Source organism: Candidatus Zixiibacteriota bacterium, from assembly GCA_017999435.1.
Lineage (GTDB): Bacteria > Zixibacteria > MSB-5A5 > GN15 > FEB-12 > JAGNLV01.
The window spans coordinates 271015-290690 of sequence record JAGNLV010000002.1; the positions used below are offsets into that span (position 1 = coordinate 271015).

The following is a 19676-nucleotide window of genomic DNA, read 5'->3' on the forward strand; positions in this document are numbered from 1 at the left end:
TATATTTTCCAGACCGCTGCGCCAATTAACATGCCGGCGGGGCGCAAGGCAATTGATTCATGCGCCCCGGCAGCTTCCGCGCCGCGGCCGCAACCCGCCACCGGGAGAAGAACCTGTGACCGACCACGCCCCCGACCCGGTCGAGTACCCGATCGACGGCACCCTCGACCTCCATCAATTCGCCCCCGAGGACACCCGCGCGGTAGTCGAGGAGTACCTTCGCGCCTGCCTGGAAAAGCGGATCTACGCTCTGCGGATTGTGCACGGCAAGGGGAGCGGGGTCAAACGCCGCATCGTCCACGCCCTCCTCGCCCGCCACCCCAACGTTGTCCGCTTCCGCCACGAGGAGGGTTCCGGGGGATCATGGGGCGCCACGGTGGTCGACCTGAAGCCGGATTGACAAGGTGGAGGCTGTGGAACCGTATCTGAGGGAGATTCTCTGGCGCCAGTGCGGAGCCGCCATTGACATGCTCGAGAATGCCATCGCCGCCTGCCCGGACGAGGTCTGGGCGGCGCCGGACGGGCCCGCCAAGGCCGGGGACTGCTGGTACCTCGCCTACCACACCCTGTTCTGGCTTGATCTCTATCTCGATGGTGCGGCGGAGGGGTTCGCGCCGCCGGCCCCGTTCGGGCTCGAGGAGCTCGATCCGGCTGGACGGCTTCCGGAGCGGGCCTACACGCAAGACCAACTGCTGGCCTACCTGGCGCACGGCCGCGAGAAGTGCCGCGCCGCCGTCGCCGGGCTGACCGATCAATCGGCGCGCCGCCCCTGCGTCTTTCGCTGGGGCGAGGTCGCATACGTGGAACTGCTGCTGTACACGATGCGCCACGTGCAGCACCACGCGGCCCAAATGAACCGCCTCCTGCGCGAGGCAACCGGCTCGGCTCCGCACTGGGTCGGGATCACCCGGCGGCCGCTCAGCCGGTGAGCGCCGCCTGCGTCCCGGCCGCCGCCAACGACAAACCCCGCGGGCAGTAGGCGCGGGGTTTGTCGTTTATGAAGGGTCCCCCTCTCGGGTTACCCTCCGGGTCGGTGGCCCTGCCGCTACTTCAGCAGAACCATCTTCTTCGTGGCGGTGAACTCACCAGCCGTCAGACGATAGAGATACACCCCTGAGGCGTATCGTCCGGCATCCCACACAATCTTCATGTACCCGACGTCCTGGGTCCCCGTGAACGTCTCGACCGTCTGGCCGAGCACGTTGAAGATCTTGAGTTCCCAATCGGTCGTCTTGGGCAGGGCGAATTCGATTGTCGTCGCCGGGTTGAACGGGTTCGGGAAGTTCTGCGAGAGCGCGTAACGCGACGGCAGGCTGCTCACCTTGGCCGTCAGCGCGAGGCCGTTGAAGGCCCCGAGGTCGATCGTCTTAATCCTCGCCGCCCCCCCGATCCGCAGGACCTTCCCGCCGGAGAGCGCGGCCGCCGCCTGGCTGTTGTAGACGAGCACGCGGGTGTCGGTCCCGTCGAAGCTGTACCGCAACTCCATCCCCTTTGCCTCCGGGTGCAGTTCCGGCACGGCCTCGCCTTCGAGGATCAGGGCGATGGCGCCGATCTCGTAGTCGGTCCTCTGGATCTCCAGCACGCCGTCAATCAGCGCCAACTGCACCTCAGCCGACTTGTTGGGATCGAGTTTCGGATACGGGAGCGCGTCGCCGACCACTACCCGGATAAGGTAGACCAAATCGGCCACCGACAGCGCCAGCCCGTCGGCGTTCACGTCCGTGGCCGCGATCTGCCCCTCCACGTTGATCGTGAACACGCCCAGGCCGTAGACGAAATAGTTGCTCAGGAGCACGGCGTCGGCGATCGTATTCATCTGGCCGTCGAGGTTGATGTCGCCGCGGGCGTCGATCGAGTCGGCGCACACGATGTCCACGCCGCCGTTGGTGAAGTCCACGCAGCGCACGGTCGAGGGCTTGCCGGGACCGCCGCTCGTGATGCAGACGTCCGGCGCCCCCGTGAACCCCGGCAGCGTCCCGGTGTACGAGGTCATCTCGTTGAGCTCGAAATCGAACACCTTGCGCGAGATAAAGAGCGTGTCGCCGGTGCGCGACGACACCGCGTTGTCGCCGCAATCCACCCAGAAGAACCGGATCGGCGCATACTGGCACTCGAGGTTGCGGTCGTTGGACACGACGAAGTCGAGCGTCGCCAGCGAACCGGTCAGATCCTGCAGGAAACAGCCGGGGTGGTTGGCGCCGTTGTTGTACTCGGCGATCGCCACAATCCGCACCAGGCCGTTGGGACAGCCGGAGCAGTTGCCCGCCGGACCCTGGCGGTAGGTGAAGTACTCCCAGCCGCACTGCTCGAGCAGGTCTCCGGGCACGGCGTTGTTGAACAGGAGAGCCGTGGGATCATACTGCAGCAGCAGGTCGAACCCGCCGATCTCCTTGCCCGATCCCTGCTGGAAGATGTCGACGAACTCGTGGTTGCCCTGGAAGCTGTTGTGGGTCTTCTCCACCCGGAGGTGGATGCACTCGTCGATCGCCACCGTCACGCAGATTGTGTCGACGGCGGCAACGTTGCAGGCATCGTGCGCCGTCACGACAAAGCAGTACACGCCCGAAGTATCAGCCCAGAAGCAGGCTTCGTTCCCCGCCAGCGCCGCCGGCGCCGTCACCCCGACCCCGGTGAGATTGTTGTCCGGGTCGGTCGCCGCGACGCTGAAGCACACTTCGCCCGAGAAGTCGAGGTAGATCGTGAAACTCGGCGTCACGGTGAGCGCCGGCGGGCGGTTGAAGTTGACCGTGACAATGCTGGTGTCGCGCCGCGAGCGGCCGCAGGCATCGACCGCCTCGACAATGACCGGGTAAGTCGGCTGGCCGAGCGCGGTCGCAAAACAGACCTGGTCGCCGTTGAGCGTCGCCCCGGCCGGCGAAATGACCGTCGTGCTCTGCAGGTTGTTCTCGTCATCGGTCACCGCCACCGGGCGGCACACCTGCTGGGGCTGGCAGAGGAACAGCGTCGTGTCGGGTCCGAGGTTCACCGCCGGCGGCTCGTTCACCTGGAAAGCGACCGTGAAGTCCCCCGTGCACACCGTTCCGCACGAGTCGATGCACAGCACCTGCACCGTCACCGTCTGGTCGGCCGTGGGCGTGTAGACCCAGGCGCCGCTCTGGATGGAGCCGGGGCCAGTGATGATCTCGCACCGGTCGAGGTTGCCGTCGACGTCGGTCGCGCTCACCGGAAGCTGGACCTGCGCCGGCAGACACTGCGCGATGGTCGTGTCGTTCGGCAGGTGGCACACCGGCGCGCTGTTGATCTCGACCGCCACGAACGCGGTGTCCTCGTCGGCCTCCCCGCACACGTCAACCGTCCGCAGGATGAACCCGTAGATGCCGGCCGTGTCGGGCGTGAAACAGATCTGCCCGCCGCTGTACGTCCCCGCGGGCGTGATCAGGTAGCAGCTGTCGAGGTTGTTGTCCGGGTCCGTGCAGCCCGCCGGCCAGCAGAGCGGCGTGCTCGCGCACAGGAACAACTGCTGGTCCGCCCCGGCGTTCGCCGTCGGCGCGTAGTTGATCTGCACCGTCACGTCGAGCGTATCCAGGTCGAATGCGCCGCAGGCATCCTCGACCCGCACGATGAACCGGTAGGTGCCTGAGGCGGGGGCCGTGAAGCACAGCTCGTTGGCCGCCGTGTCCAGGGTCGCCGTCCCGCTGACCAACTCCTCGCGGACGACGTTGTTGTCCGGGTCGGTCACCGTGTACGGCAGGCACTGCTCGCTGGGATCGCACTGGAAGAGCGTGAGCTTGTTGACCTTGCCGCCGCCGAGGTCGACCACGGGCGGCGTATTGAATGTCAGATTATAGGTCATCGTCGCCGTATCGGCCGCGCCGCACGGATCGGCCACAATGACCGTGACCGGGTACGCGCCGCTCTCGGTCGGCGTGAAACACCATACCCCGGCCGGCGTCACCGTCCCCGGCCCGCTCAGGCGCGTCCAGGTCAGCGGATCGCCGTCTGCATCCGCGGCCGCGAACGCAAAGCAGATCTGGCCCGAGGCGCAGAGGAAACTGTCGACCGGATCGGGCAGGTCGGCCGCCGGCGCCGTGTTGATCGACACGTCGGCGATCACCGTGCAGGTGTCCGCCCCGCAGGTGGTCGCCGCAATCACCGTCAGTTCGTAGTGGCCGCTGGTGTCGGCGAAGAAGCAGACGTTGCCGCCCGCGTACCACCCGATCGGGCTGACCGTCACCGTGTCGCTCCGCATCAGGACCGTCACGGGCACACACACCGTGTCGGGCGTGCAGATGTCGAACGTTTGCGGCCCGGGGCAGCTGATCTGCGCGGCCGCGCCGATGTCGACCGTGAACTCAAGGATGCAGGTGTCGGCGTTGCAGTCGGTCGAGGCAATGACCTCGATCGCGTAAGTCCCGGTCGTGTCCGCCGGGAAGCAGAGCTGCCCGCCGCTGTACGTGCCGTGGGACGTGCTCACCGTCGCGCTGCCGGGCGTGATGCCGAGCAGGTAGCAGACCTCATCCGGTCCGCAGAGCGAGACGGCGATCGGCGTGCTCGGGCAGTCAATCGAGACGAAAGTCCCGAACGCCACCGTCACCACCATCGTATCCCGGTCGCTCGCACCGCACGAATCCGTCACCCGCACGACGAACTCGTAGCTCCCGGCGGCGGCCGGCGTGAAACAGATCCGGTTGGCCGCCGTGTCGATCGTGCCGAAACCCGAGAGCATGGTCTCGGTGAGCCGCCCCCCGTTCGGATCGTCGGCCGCGTAGTCAAAGCAGACCTCCTGCGGCGCGCACAGGAAGAGGCTCGAGTCGCCCGGCAGCTGCACTGTCGGCGGCTCGTTGTTCGTTACTGTGATCGTTACCGTGTCCGCCCGGTACACCCCGCAGGCATCGGTTGCCTCGAGAATAAAATCGTAGTCGCCCGAGGTCGTCGGGTTGAAACAGATCTCGTCCCCGTCGAACGTCCCCGGGCCGATCAGATTCACGCTCGTCAGGTTGTTGTTGGCGTCGGTCACCGACGCCGGCCAGCAGATCTCCGCACCCGTCTGGCAGAGGAAGAGATCCTGGTCGCTGCCGGCGTTCACCGCCGGCGGCACGTTGAGCCCGACGGTCACGTTGATCGTGTCGTAATCAGCCCGGTTGCAGTGGTCGGCGATGCCGATGATGAAAGTCGCGGTGCCCGGGGCCGCCGGCGTGTAGCAAACCCGGGAGTTCGCCTGGTCAAGCGTTCCCGGCCCGGACACGAGCGTGATGGTCGTCGTCCCCAGCCCCTCCGGATCGGAGGCGGTGTAGGGCAGACAGATTTCGGCGAGCTGGCACTGGAACGTGTTGATGTCCGCGCCGAAGGCGATCTGCGGGGGACCGTTGACGTCAAAATCGACCGTGAACTGCGATTCGCAGTAGGCCCCGCAGGAATCGGTGCAGCGCATCACCACTGTCACCGTCTGGTCGCTGGCCGGCGTGTAGCACCACTGGCCGTTCACCAGCGAGCCCGGACCGGAAATAATCTGGCACATGTGCAGGTTGCCGTTGGCGTCGGTCGCGTAAGCCGGCAGACAGACCTCCTGCGCCGCGCACTGGGCGATGCTCGTGTCGCTCGGCGCCACGCAGACCGGGGCCTCATTGAGCGCCACCGTTATCGTCGCCGAATCGTAATCCGCCGCCCCGCAGGCGTCGGTCGCCCGCAGCACGAACAGGTACGATCCGTCGGCGGACGGCGTGAAGCAGATTTGCGAGCCGTTGAACGTCCCCGGGCCCTGCGTGAGCGTCACGCTCGCCAGGTTCCCGTCGGGGTCGCTCCCCGCGGCCGGCCAGCAGATCGGCGCGGGCGCGCAGAGGAAGAGCGTCTGGTCCGCTCCCGCATCGGCCGTCGGGGCGCTGTTGAGCGTGTAGTACACGAGCGCCGTGTCCTCGTCAACCGCCCCGCACGCATCGGTTGCCCGCACGATGAACTGGTACGTCCCCGTGCCCGTCGGCGTAAAGCACACCTGGTTGCCGACCAGGGTGCCGGGGCCGCTGACCAGGGTCACCGCGCTGAGGTTGTTGTCCGGATCGCTGCTCGCCACCGGCAGACAGATCTGCGCCGGTGCGCATGCAAACAGCGTCTGGTCGGCTCCCAGACTCACCGCCGGCGAGCTGTTGAGCCCGACCGTGACCACCATCGTGTCGCGGTCGCTCTGCCCGCAGGCGTCCGTGACCCGCAGGATAAACGTGTACGAACCGGCCCCGGCGGGCGTGAAGCAGAACCGGCTGTTGGGCTGGTCGAGCACCGCCCCCGGCGCGCCGGCGAGAATCTCTATCAGTGTAATGTTGCCGTCCGCATCGGTCGCCGCGTACGGCAGGCACATCGCCGTCGCCGCGCACTGGAAGACCGTCGTATCGTTGCCCAGCGCCATGACCGGCGCGCTGTTGATCGCCACCTCGTAGGTGAGGCTGACCGTGTCCTTCGCCCCGCACGGATCGGCCGCCACCGCCGTGACGCTGTGGCTGCCGGCCGCCGCGGTGAAACACCACAGACCCGAGGAACTCACGGTTCCGCTCCCCGAAAGACGGCTCCAGGTGAGCGGATCGCCCTCGGCGTCGGCCGCCGCGAACTGGTAGCACACCTGCGCCGCCGCGCACATGAAGGTGTCGACCGGCGAGGACGGATCGGCCGCCGTCGGCGGCGTGTTGATCGTCACGTCCACCGTGAACGCACAGGTGTCGGCCCCGCACAGCGTGTTGGCGATCACCGTCAGCGCGTAGTGGCCGCTCGTGTCGGCGACGAAACAGACGTTGCCGGCCGAGTACCAGCCGGTCGGCGTGACCGTGACCGAGAGGTTGCCCCCGTTGATGCTGACCGGCACGCAGACCGTGTCGGCCGCGCACAGCGACTCCGTCTGCGGCTCAGGGCAGGTGATCGAAGCCGCCGCGCCGATGACGACGTTGAAAGTGAGCAGGCAGGTGTCGGCGCCGCAGTCCTCCGAGGCCACCACCTGAATGTGGTAGGTCCCGCTCGTATCCGCCTGGAAACAGAGCTGGCCGGCCGCCCACGTCCCGAACGAGGCCGTCACCGCCGCCGTGGGCGGCGTCACCGCGAGCATCTGGCAGACTTCGTCGGCCGCGCAGAGCGACACGTTGATCGGCCCGGTCGGGCAGTCGATCGCCGCGACGTCGCCGAAACTCACCAGCACCAGGGCCGTGTCGAGGTCGCTGTCGCCGCAATTGTCAGTCGCTTGCACGATGAACTGGTAGAGACCGCCGCTCGTCGGCGTGAAACAGATTTGATTGGCGGCCGTGTCGATCGCGCCGTACCCGGACACCATTGTCTCGGTCACCAGGTCGCCCGCGTCAGGATCGCCCGCCGCGTAGCTCAGGCAGATCGGCTGCGGCGCGCACAGCGCCAGGGCCGTGTCCGCACCCAGCGCGATCGTCGGCGGCTGGTTGATCGTGATGTTGTAGGTGTGGCTCACCGTGTCGGCATCCCCGCAGGAATCCGCCACCTGGGCCGTCACCGCGTAGGCGCCGGCGCCGGTCGGCGTGAAACACCACTGCCCCGCCGCACTCACCGTCCCCGCCCCGCTCAGCTTCGTCCAGGTGAGCGTCCCCCCGTTGACATCGGTGGCCGCGAACGTGTAGCACACCTGGGCCGGGTCGCACTGGAAGAGATCGGCCGCCGGGCCCGGATCGGCCGCCACCGGCGCCGAATTCAGGGTCACCGTGTACTTGATCGAGGTCGTGTCGGCCAGGCCGCACGAATCGCTCACCACCGCCGCCACCGCGTAGATGCCCGAGGTGGTCGGCGTGAAACAGAACTGCCCGTCCGACTGCACCGTCCCGACGCCCGCCAGCTTCGTCCACGTGAGATCGTCGCCGTCCGGGTCGGACGCCGTGAAGGTATGGCAGAGTTGAATCGGATCGCAGAGGAAAATCACGACGTCGTCCGGCTCGTCCGCCGTCGGCCGGTGGTTCCCCTCGACCGTCACGGCCACCGTGTCGTAGTCCTGGTCGCCGCAAGCGTCGACCGCCCGGATGATGAAGGTGTAGGTGCCGGCCCCCGAGGGCGTGAAGCAGATTTCGTTGCCCGCGAGCGTGCCGGGACCGGAGACTTTCTCCGTCAGCGCCAGATTGTTGTCGGGATCGCTGAACGACACGCCGAAACAGATCTCCGTCGGCTCGCACAGGAAAATCGTCTGGTCGCTCCCCGCGTTGGCGACGGGCGGCTGGTTTACCAGCACGTTGACCGTCATCGTATCCGCCCCGACCAGCCCGCAGGCGTCGGTAGCCGACACGATCACATCGTAGGTGCCGCTCGCGGTCGCGGTGAAACAGACGTCGGTGCTCGTCGGCGAGGGCGCGGTGCGGGCGGCCACCCCGTCGATCTCGGGCGCGCCGCTCAGACAGGCGATCCGCACCCGGTCGTATGTGAGGCCGTCGGGAAGGTCGAAGGTCACGCCGCCGAAACCGCTGCCGTTGGCGGCCGCGGCGATGGCCTGGGAGACCGTGTGCACCGGGCTCCCGCCCAGGAGAAATTGCAGCTCAATCGTGCCGCCGCTGCTTGTGTTGGTGAACAGGAAGAAGTCCGTGGCCGATCCGTTGCAGGTTGTCACGGGTGTGTAGAGCCCAAGCACACAGTAATTGCCGCTCGCAAAGGCCACTGAACCGTCCCCGTCCCCGCCGTCCGGTCCCCCGATCCCTGGGGTGGTGAAGGTCAGATCTGTCGGCCCACCCAGAAGGTGGTCGGCCGAGTTGGCGGGAGTCAGTCCTGACGGGAAAGACCCGTAGTCGGCCACGTAGTCGGCGAAGCCGAAATTGGGCAGGCTCACCGCGACGCCCGACTGGGTGTTGACCGGGGCCACAAAATCGCCCGACCCGTAGAGAACTGTCCCCGGCGCCCCGCCGCCCACCTGCGTAACCGTCGCCCCCATCTCATTCAGGCGGGCAATCTGGTCGAACCCGGCCGCCGTGCCGGCATACGACCCGTAGTTGCTGGTCACCGAGACCACGTTGCAGTCCGCATCGGTGATCGCCGCCGGGAAACAGAACTGAGTCGTGCCGCAGAGGAAAACCGAGGTGTCCGCCGGAAGGTCCACTACCGGCGCCGCATTCAGCACGACCGTCACACTGGTGGTGCAGGACGACATGTTGAGGTAGGAATCCATGGCCGTGAGCACGAGGTCGTAGACGCCGGCCCCGGTCGGCGTGAAGCAGACCGTCGAATCCGTGAGCGTGCCGAGGGAGACGGAGCACGCCATCAGATTATCGTCCGGGTCGGAGCAGTAAAATCCGGTCAGGCAGATCTCACCCGACGCGCAGAGCAAGAGCGTCGTATCGCCGGGACAGGTTGCGTCCGGCGGGTACTGGCAGGCGCTGTCGCTGACCACGAGATTCCGGCAATCATTGGAGTTGGACAATTGAATCCGCTTGCTCGGATCACAGGCGCTGTTGGGAGGCTGGTTGTTGGCCGGTTTCGGCTCCCCATTGAACTTCACGCGGAGCGAGTACAGACCGTTCGCCATGGGTATAGGGATCGTCGTGCAGGCCACCCCGTTCGAATCGGTGAAAGCCGAGTCGGTGGGAATCAGCGAACTGCCGACCCCGCAACTGCCTGCATTCAGAAAGAAATACACCGGCCGGTTGGGCAACGGCGCACTCACGCCGCCGCCGCAGGCCTCCGTGAGCTGGGCGCAAATCTCGAACGGCTGTCCCGGGCAGGCGCTGTCCGGCACGTAAGTTGTAATAAGCAGATTAGTGTTGGTGGCATGAGCTGCTGATGCCAGCGTCAACAGCGCTGCCAGAACCATCACCTGCCGGATCGCCCCACCCGAGGCTCCCGCACGCCAGGCCCGACCTGTCTTAATACCGCGCATAGATTCTCCCTCTGCACCTAGAATATATCCCGCGTCGTTCGGCGGAACACGGGTTCAGCGACGCATCATTTTCAATTGTGCACCGGCAGTTCAGCATTCTCTTTCAAGCTGCCTGCTATATTTCGATCTGTTCGTTTCTTCAAACCCTGCGCCTCGGAGACGGCATGCCGCCTCCGTGTCCCCGTTGTCGGGAGGTAAATTGCGTGGGCGATGTCAGGAAGGGAAAATATACCAACCGATCATCGTGTTACTCCCGATTACCTAATTTGCACCGGGCCCTGAGGGCCGTTTCGTCCTTATGATGCCAATACCTGGGGAGCCAGACTGATATAAGCTAAGAATTAATCTGTTATCAGTCAAGCGAAAAAGCCTGTTTTCGCCTGTCCCACAGGCGTTTTCTCACCCCCCCATGTCATCGAACGACGCGTACAGGATCTCATTTGTCCGCTTTCTCCGGAAACAGCCGCCGGCCGGCTGGATCCGCGACACCGGGAACCGCACTTTCCGGGGAGGTTCACGAGGAAGGGTTCCCATACTTCAGCCCCCTCGCACGCCTGTTCCCGCAATCCTCTCTGGTGTCTCCTGCTTCAAGGCGTGAGGGATGGGCCTCTTCTTGTGTGTGTTCAGGCGAGACCACTGCCCCAGCCCCCCCTGCGACGCCGGGAAGATAGCTGCTGAAGAGAGGCCCACTCTGGGGGATTCAGGCTCACCATCCACTCGGGCAGGAAATGTTATCGTATTACTTTACAATAACATAACTTTTCCAAACACGGGCTCTCGGCGAGCTCCTTTGTAGCGCCGTCTGGGGCTTACATATTCCCGGCCCGGGTGCGGGGCCCGGGAGATTCGTGGTCGGCCGGATTACTCGAAGGTTACTGTCGCACAGCCGGTTGCTTCACCGTCTGAGCCGCGTACTCGCGGACGAACGCCATCCGGCCCTCGAGCGCGGGATGGTCATAGAACCAGAACTCGACCAACGGGCTCGGCGAAGGATCGGACAAGTTGTACACCGCCAGCTTGTCGAACGCCCGCGCCGCCGTCTCGCCATCCACCCCGGTCACGTCCACCCCGTACTTGTCGCACACGTGCTCCTGCATGCGCGAGTAAGTGTTGGTGATTGGCTGGAAACCGAACTCCAGCACGGTCAGCAGGAGGATCAGCAGCGGCAGCGAGGCGACATCCCCCACCGTGCTGAACCCGAACCGCCTCTGAAAACGGCGAATCAGCGCAGGCGCGATCCGACTGATCAGCCAGACGAGAAACCCGATGTACACCAGGGCCACCGCCAGCCCCCACCAGATGTGGTGCTTCACATAGTGCCCCATCTCATGCCCCATGACGAACAGGATCTCGTCATCCGTAAAATTGTCGATCAGCGTGTCATAGAGCACAATCCGCTTGGTGCCGAACAGCCCGGTCACATAGGCGTTGATTTTCGACGACTGCTTGGAGGCATTGATCTGGAAGACATCGGGGTCGTGAATCCCCACGCTCTCCGCGAGGTTCACCAGCTTGGTCCCCAGCCCCTGGTTCTGGATCGGCACGAAGTCATTGAACAGCGGGCTGATCAGGACCGGCGCGATCACGATGAAAAAGATCGTGAACGGGATTGCCCCGATCATGAAGACCAGCCACCACCGCCGGAACCGGTTGATCACCCAGTAGAGAAACGACACGGCGATAATTGCGATGACGCACGCGACCACCAGGCTCAGGACCGCCTCCCCGAACCACCCGCCGAACGACTGGTTCACAAATCCATAATCCGACTCGACCATGTAATTGCGGTAGATGCTGAAGGGGAGATTGAGCAGGAAATCGACCGCCATGAACAGGACGACGAATCCGGCGACCGCGAGCCCCCGCCGCCGAAAAATCCTCTGCGCCAGCGTGCGCATCCGGGCCGACAGGCCGGTGAACAGGATCAGCGCCAGAATCCCGCAGGTGATGATGAGGTCGGCAAAGCGCCAGATGTTGACAAAGCGCGAGTACGAAATCAGCTTCGCTTTCCGCTCGGGATCCATGGGATACTCCGGCGTCGCCGCGCCCGCCGCCGCGGCCGTGTCGAGCGCCGGCGCCGCTGTCTCGACCGTCGTCGGGCCGAGCGTGTCGGCCGACCCGCCGGTCGCCGGCTCGGCCGCCAGAGCCGCCGCCGGAATCGCCAAGAACGCAGTGAGGAGAACCAGATAGCACAGACGCATTGTCGTTTACCTCCGGGTGAGAATCGTAATGCAGGAGTATACGGGACAACGGCGGCCGGGGTGCAAAAAAAAAGAGGCGGGCATCCACGACCCGCCTCCCGGTATTCGCCGCCGGGCGGCCTACGCCACCGTCACGTCCTTCTCCAGGTAGACGTCCTGGATCGCATTGAGCAGCTCGATCCCTTCCTTTATGGGCCGCTGGAACGCTTTCCGGCCGGAGATCATGCCGGTCCCGCCGGCGCGCTTGTTGATCACCGCCGTGCGCACTGCGGCCGCGAGATCCCCCTTCCCCTTCGACTCGCCGCCGGAGTTGATCAGGCCGACCCGCCCCATGTAGCAGTTGACCACCTGGTACCGGGTCAGATCGATCGGGTTGTCGGTCGTCAGTTCGGTGTAGACTTTCTCACTGGTCTTCCCGAACCCGATCGCCTTGTAGCCGGCGTTGGTCTCCGGCGACTTCTGTTTGACGATGTCCGCCTCGATCGTCACCCCGAGGTGGTTCGCCTGGCCGGTGAGATCAGCCGCCGTGTGGTAGTCGACGCCGTCTTTCTTGAACGCGGGATTGCGCAGGTAGCACCAGAGCACGGTGAACATCCCGAGCTCGTGGGCGTACTTGAACGCCGCCGTCACCTCCTGGAGCTGGCGCATCCCTTCCTCGGCCCCGAAATAGATGGTCGCCCCGACCGCCACCGCCCCCAGATCGAAGGCCTGCTCGACATCGGCATACATCACCTGGTCGAACTTGTTGGGGTAGGTCAGCATCTCGCTGTGGTTGATCTTGACGATAAACGGGATCTTGTGCGCGTACTTGCGCGACACCGCTCCGAGGACGCCGAGCGTGGAGGCCACCGCGTTGCACCCCCCCTCCACCGCCAGCTTCACAATATTCTCGGGGTCGAAGAAATCCGGGTTGGGGGCGAACGAGGCCGCGCCGGAGTGTTCGATCCCCTGGTCGACCGGAAGGATCGAGAGGTACCCGGTGCCGGCCAGCCGCCCGTGGTTGAACATGGCCGCGAGATTGCGCAGGGTGGCCGGACTGCGGTCCGACGAAACCAGGACCCGATCGATAAAATCAGGGCCGGGCAGGTGCAGTTTCGACTTCGGGATCGTCTTGCACTCGTGCTTCAACAGATTCTTCTGGTCGCCCAGAAGCTGCTCGATTTTGCCTATCATGATACCACTCTCCTATGTTAACAGCCGCGGGTACGGCGTTGACGAATCTGTACGTACCGCTCAAAACTACTGTCACACCCGCTGTTTCTCCAAGTTAAAAGCTCGGCGGCCGCGCCGGCGACGGTCGGTCACCCGTGCCGCGGCGATTCGGCGGCCGCCAGTTCCCCGCGCAGCACGGTCACCGCCCGCCCCGCCAGGAGCACGCGCTCGCCGCGCACCGTCACCTGCACCGCCCCCCCACGCCGCGAGGCCTGGTAACCCGCCAGCGTCGGTTTGCCCAGTTTCCCCGCCCAGTAGGGACCGAGTGCGCAGTGCGCCGTCCCGGTCACCGGATCCTCGTTGATCCCCAGGGCCGGCGCGAAAAACCGCGAGACGAAGTCGTACTCCCCGCCGGCCGCGGCGGTCACCGTCACCCCTTCCCGCGCTGCCCGCGCCAGGGCGGTGAAGTCGGGCGCACAGGCGCGCACCGCTTGCTCATCGGCCGTCTCAATCAGGAAATGGAACTTGTCGCGGCCGACAAAGCGCGCCTCGAGCCCCAGGGCCTCGCGCAGCCCCGGCGGCGGCGCGCACGCCTCCACCGGCAGCGCCGGGAAATCCATGCTGATCAGCTCCCCCTGCCGGGTGACCACGAGCAAGCCGCTCTTGGTGTGAAACCGGATCTGCCGGTCGGGATTGAGGTGGTGCTCGCTCCACAGCACGTGGGCGGCCGCCAGCGTCGCATGGCCGCACAGCGGCACCTCGGTCGTGGGCGTGAACCAGCGCAGCGCATACCCGCCGTCGAGCGGGTGCACGAAGGCCGTCTCCGAGAGGTTCATCTCGGCCGCCACCGCCTGCATCCACTCCGGCTCCCGCGGGCCCGCCATCACGCACACCGCGGCCGGGTTGCCGCGAAACGGCGTGCTCGTGAAGCTGTCCACCTGTACGATGTGCTGGGGCATACAGGCAAGGTATAGCCCGTTGGCCGCCGCGGTCAAGGGCGAACTCCCCCGCGGCCGCTACGCCCGGAGGAGGTACTGGAACTTGACGAAGAACTGCCGCTGGATGAGGCGCCCGTCGATCCCCCGCTCGTCGTCCCACCCGTGGCGGAACGCCGCCCCGATGTAGAAGATGGTGAAGGGGTTGAGCTTGTAGGTCAGGAGCGGTTCGAAATTCAGCCGGTCGTCAAAATCGTCGTACTGCACGACCAGCCGCGCGAACAACTCGCGCGTGAACTGGTAATTGAAGCGCGTCCGCGTGATATACCCCTCCTCGAGGCGCTCGCCCGTCTCGCGGTCCCGGATCCGGTAGTATTCCCAGGTCGGTTCGATCGTGAACTGCTGCAGCGGCTTGATGATCGCCTCGAATCCGGCCGACAGCTCCCGCCCCATCACCGGGTTGTCCATCCGGGCGATCGAATTGCCGTACGTCACCGCCGCGCCGGCGCGGAAACTGTGCAGCACGCGCGTGCTCACTTCCCCCTCCACCCGCCGGATGTCCTTGAACCACACTCCCCGGAACTGCTCGCGGCTGAGCACCAGCGATCCGTACAGCTCGGTCTGGCAGGGCAACTCGAAGGCAATCTCCGGCATGATCCACTCATCCTTCCGCCCGCCGTCCCACGCCCACAGGCGGCCCACGTGGAGGGCCGTGGTGACTGTCGTCACCAGTTTCCCGTTGGGGCGAAACGACAGACTGCCCTCGACATCCGCCTCCTGGATGCCGGCGCGCTGGATAAACCCGTTGTCCGCCCGGAAAGTCGGGCTGGTCGCCGTGTGGCTGATCTCCAACTCCCACCGCCGGGAGTAGCGCTGGAACTGGGTGTAGGAGGCCATGCCGCTGTAGGCTTCCCCGTCCGGCGACACCGTGTGCCCCTCGTCGTCAAACGCCGGCCCCGGTTCCCCGCCCGCCCCCGCGTCTCCCGGCGCCCCCGATTCCCGATGGTAGCTTCCCAGCATCTGGGTCGAGAGGAGGTATTTTTCACGGACGCGCAGGGCGCCGTCGATCCCGAACACCGTCCCCGAACCGTCCCCGGCGTCGAGCCGCCGGTCGGTGAAAAGCGCACCGAGGTAGGAGTCATCGGCAAAGGTGCGCCGCACCCGGCCGATGGCGGCGTACGATTTGCCGCGCGCCGCATACTCGGTCTCCTCCTCGAGCGGAATAAGCTGCAGCGAGGTGTCGTCGACCGCCGCGAGGAAGAAGAAACTTGTTCGCCCCTGCCGCCCGGTCAGTTTCAGCGCGATGCTCGGGTCGTTGACCGCGCGCGTGTAGATCGCCGGGATCGCCGTGCCGTACAGATCGCTCCCCTCTTGAAAGAACGGCCGCCGCTCCGGATAGGACAGGGCGTAGGTGGTGTTGACGTCGATCTCGGCCGCATCCGACTCCACCTGGCTGAAATCCGGGTTCACCGTCGCCTCGGCCGTCAGCCCGGGAGTCAGGCGGTAGCGCACGTTGAGCTCCCCCTCCGCCTCGGCGTCGCCACTCTCAAACACCGTCGTGAGGTCGTCCTCGTCGCGGCCGCCGCTCTGGTAGGCGATCAGCGCCGGCAAAAGTTCGAGGCGGCTGCCCGGCTTGACATCCCTGATCCCCGTCCAGTAGCCCAGCTCGCACAGCACGCACGGCATGTCCTGCGTGATGGCTGCCCAGGAGTATTTGAACGTGCTCTGCCGCGGATGGCTGCGCCAGAATGTCGCCCGCCAGTTCTGCTCGGGTCGGTCGGGAAAACGCAGCGAGCTGAACGGGATCGCGATCTCCGCCTGCCAGCCGGAATCGGTGACGCGGGCGGCGCTGTAATAGACGACGTCGAAGCGGGTGTCCTCCTCGCCCGAGGCCAGCCAGCGCATATCCCCCTGCACGCCGAGCGGGTTGACGTAGAACTCGTAGGCCCACGCCGCATCCCCGTAGGTATCGAGGATGATCCCCACGAAATCGTCGCTGTACATCCGGTCGCGGTCGGTCAGGGTGGCCCGCACCTGCGCCGGATCGTCGTCGCACACGAAACCCACGTACAGCATCCGGTCGTCGTAGGTGACATACGCCGAGGTGGCGGATTTCGGCCGCACCCGGTCGATCGGCAGGAACTGGGTAAAATCGGTGGCGTTCGCGGCCGTCCGCCACGCTCCCTCGGACAGGTCGCCGTCGATTACGATCGGCCCCGCGGCGCGCGCGATCGCCAGGGTCGGCCGCGGGGGCGCCTCCGGCGCGGCCGCCGCCATCGCGGCCAGACACATCCAGAAGCAGAGCGCGCACATTCGCATGCTGAACCTCGGCGACTCCTCGCGGCGACCGTGGATCATACCGTCGCCGTTACCTTCCGTATACGGCGGCCGGGGGGCGCCGGTTGCCGGCCCGCCGGTCGCTCACGGAGCACCGGACAACAAAAGGGCCTCGCACGGCAAGGCCCTCTCCACCGTCGACCATGGCGCCGGCGCTCTCAGGCAAATGATTTCCTGGCCTCGGCCACGCTGTCGTAGTGGTCGAACACCGAGATCAGCCGGGTGATCGTCAGGATCGATTCGATCTTATCGATGTTCGCCAGCACCAGCCGCCCGCCCGCGTTCCGGACCGTCGTCAACGCCGAAATCAGCATCCCCAGGCCCACCGAGTTCATCCACTCGACCTTCTTCAGGTTAATCAGGAAATTCTTCTTGTTCAGCTTGATGTACTCGTGGATTCTCCCGTGGAACATGGTCGTCTCTTCCCCGCCCATGATTTTGCCGGAAATTTCGATGATGACCAGATCCCCTTCGAGCGTGTCGGTAAACTTCATAGCCCGATCCTCAGTCTGTATATAGTGGTTTGCTGTCGTCCGTCACCTATCGGCCGCTCTCGTCCGGGTCCTGGGGCAGGTCGGAGAGAGGCACGCGATCACCCTGCCGGAACTGCATCCCCGGTCCGATCAAAATACCGGCCGCCCAACCAAACGCAAGCGGTTTTTGGGCGCCGCCCGCCCGCTCGTTTTCCGCTTGCGCAAACGGGCCGGGCAGGTTATACTAAGGCGATTGTAAATGGCAGCATCACTCTACGCCACGAGGTCCTTTCGATCTTTCGCTAACGGACTGTCACGTGCGGTTCTGAACGTCGACGGGGAATAGCTTATGCGTCCGTTACGCTCCCGCCGTAATCCCGGCGCTGTCGCCCGGCCGCCGAGCGGTGTTTCGCCGCGGCCGCGCAAGCCCGACCGTTCCGGTTGACCCGCCGACATCCGGTCGCCGGCCCGCGAGCCCGTGCGGCATTCGGGGCGAGGTCGGGACGGCGATGGAGGAAAATTCCCGGCCGCTGAGCCCGGTCGGGAACGCAACGCAAAGGCCGCTCCGAAGGATCCGGAGCGGCCTGCTTTATGCTTGCGCCTTTCCGGCTAGAGGCCCAACTCGCCGTCCTCAACACCCAGGACGATCGAGAGCGCCAGAGCGTTGCGAAGGACGAACGTGCCGTTCCGGGCGACGAGTTCGACGAGATGGCGCGCGGCCGAAGGTGTCCATGCATGGTGCTCCACCAGCCAATCGGCGAGTGCGGCAAGCTCAGACGCAGGCGAGCCCGGACCGGCTCGATGGTTCCCTCCCGGAATGCCCGCGTACTCTCCCACCAGACCGGCTACGTCGGCATCAAACCCCATTGCTCTCCTCCTCACTGTCCTCGGAACACTTTCTGGCGATGCCACTCCAATCGCACCGGTGACGGGGCAAATCTCCGCGGCGGGGCGATTGGGCGGCCGTGATAAACCCCGACGAGCTGCCGCCCTCGGCGATCGAGCCCCTCCCGGAGGCTTGCGGCAAGAACGACGCGGAGATCAGTGTCGACAGTCATGAAGCCCCGGTCAAAGAGCCTGTCAAAGGTCGCGCTGAGACAGAGCCCGTTGTGGGGATCGGCACGTCCCTCTTCAGCGAGACTCCACGGAACTATGTGGCTCGCGATTAGACACTCCCGAATTCTCAGTCCGGTAACGCAGCACCGCTCATCATAGGCGCTCAGGACGGCCTCGCGGAAAAAGTCCTGGCCGACCCTCACCTTTCTGGAGGCCAGAGTCTCTGTCGGCCCGCTGCGCAATGTTTCCGCGCTCTGCCCCACCTCTTGGATCCGTCGCTCGCGGAGTTGACTTGCCTGCAGGACGAGTTCACTCCAATTGGAGTGGAACTCTCGCCAGACCGCTCGATCCAAATCCCCGGTGTGCGGCAGGCCCCCGATCTGGCGTTTCCGAAGGGCCGGGTCAAGCGATCCAAAATTCCCCAGTTTCCGGGCGACGCCGGCCGGTGACCGCCCCAGCAACCGCGCTAATTCAACGACGAGGGGATTGCCCGCTTTCGTGTTCGCAAACGGGATGCGGCAATAGAGATCGAAAGCAAGAATCAACTCCTCCCGGTCCCAGGGAGCCCCATACCGTGGAGGTCTCTGGTCCTCTCCCATGCCTGTGCCCGCTCCGGCGTTTCCCCCTCAGCCCTCTACTTCCGCCGGCTCCTCCTCCGCCGCCCCCGAGGAACTCCCGATCCCGCCCGAAATGCCCAGCTCCACCTGCACCTTCTTATAGACCTCGTCGAACAGCGCCGGGTTGTCCGCCAAAAACTGCTTCGCGTTTTCCCTTCCCTGGCCGAGCCGGTCGCCGCCGTAGGAGAACCAGGCGCCGGATTTCTCGATGATTCCTTTGGCGGCCGCGATATCGAGCAGCTCCCCTTCGCGCGACACCCCCTTGCCGTAAATGATGTCGAACTCCGCCTCGCGGAACGGCGGCGCCACCTTGTTCTTGACTACCCGCACGCGCGTGCGCGACCCGATCACCTCCTGGTTCTCCTTGATCGAGGCGATCCGCCGGATGTCGAGCCGCACCGAGGCGTAGAATTTCAGCGCGTTCCCGCCCGTCGTCGTCTCGGGATTGCCGAACATGACCCCGATTTTCATGCGGATCTGGTTGATGAAGACGACGCTCGTTTTGGATTTGCTGATGATCGCGGTGAGTTTGCGCAGCGCCTGCGACATGAGCCGCGCCTGCAGCCCCATGTGCGCATCCCCCATCTCCCCCTCGATCTCCGAGCGCGGCGTGAGCGCGGCCACCGAATCGACCACGATGATATCCACGGCGCCCGACCGCACGAGCGTCTCGGTGATGTCGAGCGCCTGCTCGCCCGTGTCCGGCTGCGAGACCAGCAGGTTGTCGGTATCCACCCCGAGATTGCGCGCGTACGTGGCATCGAGCGCGTGCTCGGCATCGACAAAAGCCGCCACCCCGCCCGCTTTCTGCGCCTCGGCGATCATGTGCAGCGCCATGGTCGTCTTTCCCGACGCCTCCGGGCCGAATATCTCGACCACCCGGCCGCGCGGGATCCCCCCGACCCCCAGCGCATGATCGACCCCGATCGAGCCGGTCGAGATCACCTGCACCTTCTGCACCGACTCGTCCCCCAGCCGCATGATCGCCCCTTTGCCGAACGACCGTTCAATCTGAATCAACGCCGCCTCGAGCGCTTTCTTACGGTCCGGCGCCTGCGATCCCGCCGCCTTGTCTTTGCCTTTCATTACCATCC

Annotated in this window: 11 protein-coding genes; 2 read left to right on the forward strand and 9 right to left on the reverse strand. The window is 65.4% G+C overall.

What is annotated here, in order from left to right; all coding sequences use genetic code 11:
* The first annotated feature begins 115 nt into the window (after positions 1–115).
* On the forward strand, positions 116–400 hold the full coding sequence (locus tag KA261_06665; GenBank protein ID MBP7697477.1) for a Smr/MutS family protein: 285 nt from the start codon (positions 116–118) through the stop codon (positions 398–400).
* A gap of 13 nt (positions 401–413) precedes the next feature.
* The gene (locus tag KA261_06670; protein MBP7697478.1) at positions 414–929 is read left to right on the forward strand and encodes a DinB family protein; all 516 of its coding nucleotides are present in this window, start codon (positions 414–416) and stop codon (positions 927–929) included.
* Between the two features lie 116 nt (positions 930–1045).
* Here the strand turns inward: KA261_06670 and KA261_06675 are convergent, their stop codons facing one another.
* The 9 genes from KA261_06675 to recA form a co-directional block, all read right to left on the reverse strand.
* Positions 1046–9811 carry a T9SS type A sorting domain-containing protein gene (locus KA261_06675; protein ID MBP7697479.1) on the reverse strand — a complete coding sequence of 2922 codons (8766 nt, stop codon included), beginning with the start codon at positions 9809–9811 and terminating at the stop codon, positions 1046–1048.
* A gap of 872 nt (positions 9812–10683) precedes the next feature.
* Positions 10684–12012: a M48 family metallopeptidase gene (locus tag KA261_06680; GenBank protein MBP7697480.1), complete on the reverse strand. Its 1329-nt coding sequence runs from the start codon at positions 12010–12012 to the stop codon at positions 10684–10686.
* Positions 12013–12132: 120 nt separating this feature from the next.
* Positions 12133–13185: a class I fructose-bisphosphate aldolase gene (locus KA261_06685; protein MBP7697481.1), complete on the reverse strand. Its 1053-nt coding sequence runs from the start codon at positions 13183–13185 to the stop codon at positions 12133–12135.
* A gap of 128 nt (positions 13186–13313) precedes the next feature.
* Complete coding sequence (locus tag KA261_06690; GenBank protein MBP7697482.1) at positions 13314–14123, reverse strand: PhzF family phenazine biosynthesis protein; 810 nt, start codon at positions 14121–14123, stop codon at positions 13314–13316.
* Between the two features lie 57 nt (positions 14124–14180).
* Entirely contained in the window at positions 14181–16457 is a 2277-nt protein-coding gene (locus KA261_06695; protein MBP7697483.1) for a carbohydrate binding family 9 domain-containing protein, read from the reverse strand.
* Between the two features lie 137 nt (positions 16458–16594).
* A complete protein-coding gene (locus KA261_06700) occupies positions 16595–16930 on the reverse strand; it encodes an STAS domain-containing protein (protein ID MBP7697484.1) in 336 nt (111 codons plus the stop codon).
* A 588-nt stretch (positions 16931–17518) separates the two neighbouring features.
* Complete coding sequence (locus KA261_06705; GenBank protein ID MBP7697485.1) at positions 17519–17791, reverse strand: hypothetical protein; 273 nt, start codon at positions 17789–17791, stop codon at positions 17519–17521.
* Entirely contained in the window at positions 17788–18564 is a 777-nt protein-coding gene (locus KA261_06710; GenBank protein MBP7697486.1) for an HNH endonuclease, read from the reverse strand. Before KA261_06710 ends, KA261_06705 begins: the two co-directional genes overlap by 4 nt.
* A gap of 27 nt (positions 18565–18591) precedes the next feature.
* A complete protein-coding gene (gene recA / locus KA261_06715; GenBank protein MBP7697487.1) occupies positions 18592–19668 on the reverse strand; it encodes a recombinase RecA in 1077 nt (358 codons plus the stop codon).
* Positions 19669–19676: the final 8 nt, after the last annotated feature.

Coding starts and splice junctions, on each gene's coding strand:
- KA261_06675 (MBP7697479.1), bottom strand. CDS start 9,811: ATGCGCGGTATTAAGACAGGTCGGGCCTGGCGTGCGGGAGCCTCGGGT.
- KA261_06680 (MBP7697480.1), bottom strand. CDS start 12,012: ATGCGTCTGTGCTATCTGGTTCTCCTCACTGCGTTCTTGGCGATTCCG.
- KA261_06685 (MBP7697481.1), bottom strand. CDS start 13,185: ATGATAGGCAAAATCGAGCAGCTTCTGGGCGACCAGAAGAATCTGTTG.
- KA261_06690 (MBP7697482.1), bottom strand. CDS start 14,123: ATGCCCCAGCACATCGTACAGGTGGACAGCTTCACGAGCACGCCGTTT.
- KA261_06695 (MBP7697483.1), bottom strand. CDS start 16,457: ATGATCCACGGTCGCCGCGAGGAGTCGCCGAGGTTCAGCATGCGAATG.
- KA261_06700 (MBP7697484.1), bottom strand. CDS start 16,930: ATGAAGTTTACCGACACGCTCGAAGGGGATCTGGTCATCATCGAAATT.
- KA261_06710 (MBP7697486.1), bottom strand. CDS start 18,564: ATGGGAGAGGACCAGAGACCTCCACGGTATGGGGCTCCCTGGGACCGG.
- recA (MBP7697487.1), bottom strand. CDS start 19,668: ATGAAAGGCAAAGACAAGGCGGCGGGATCGCAGGCGCCGGACCGTAAG.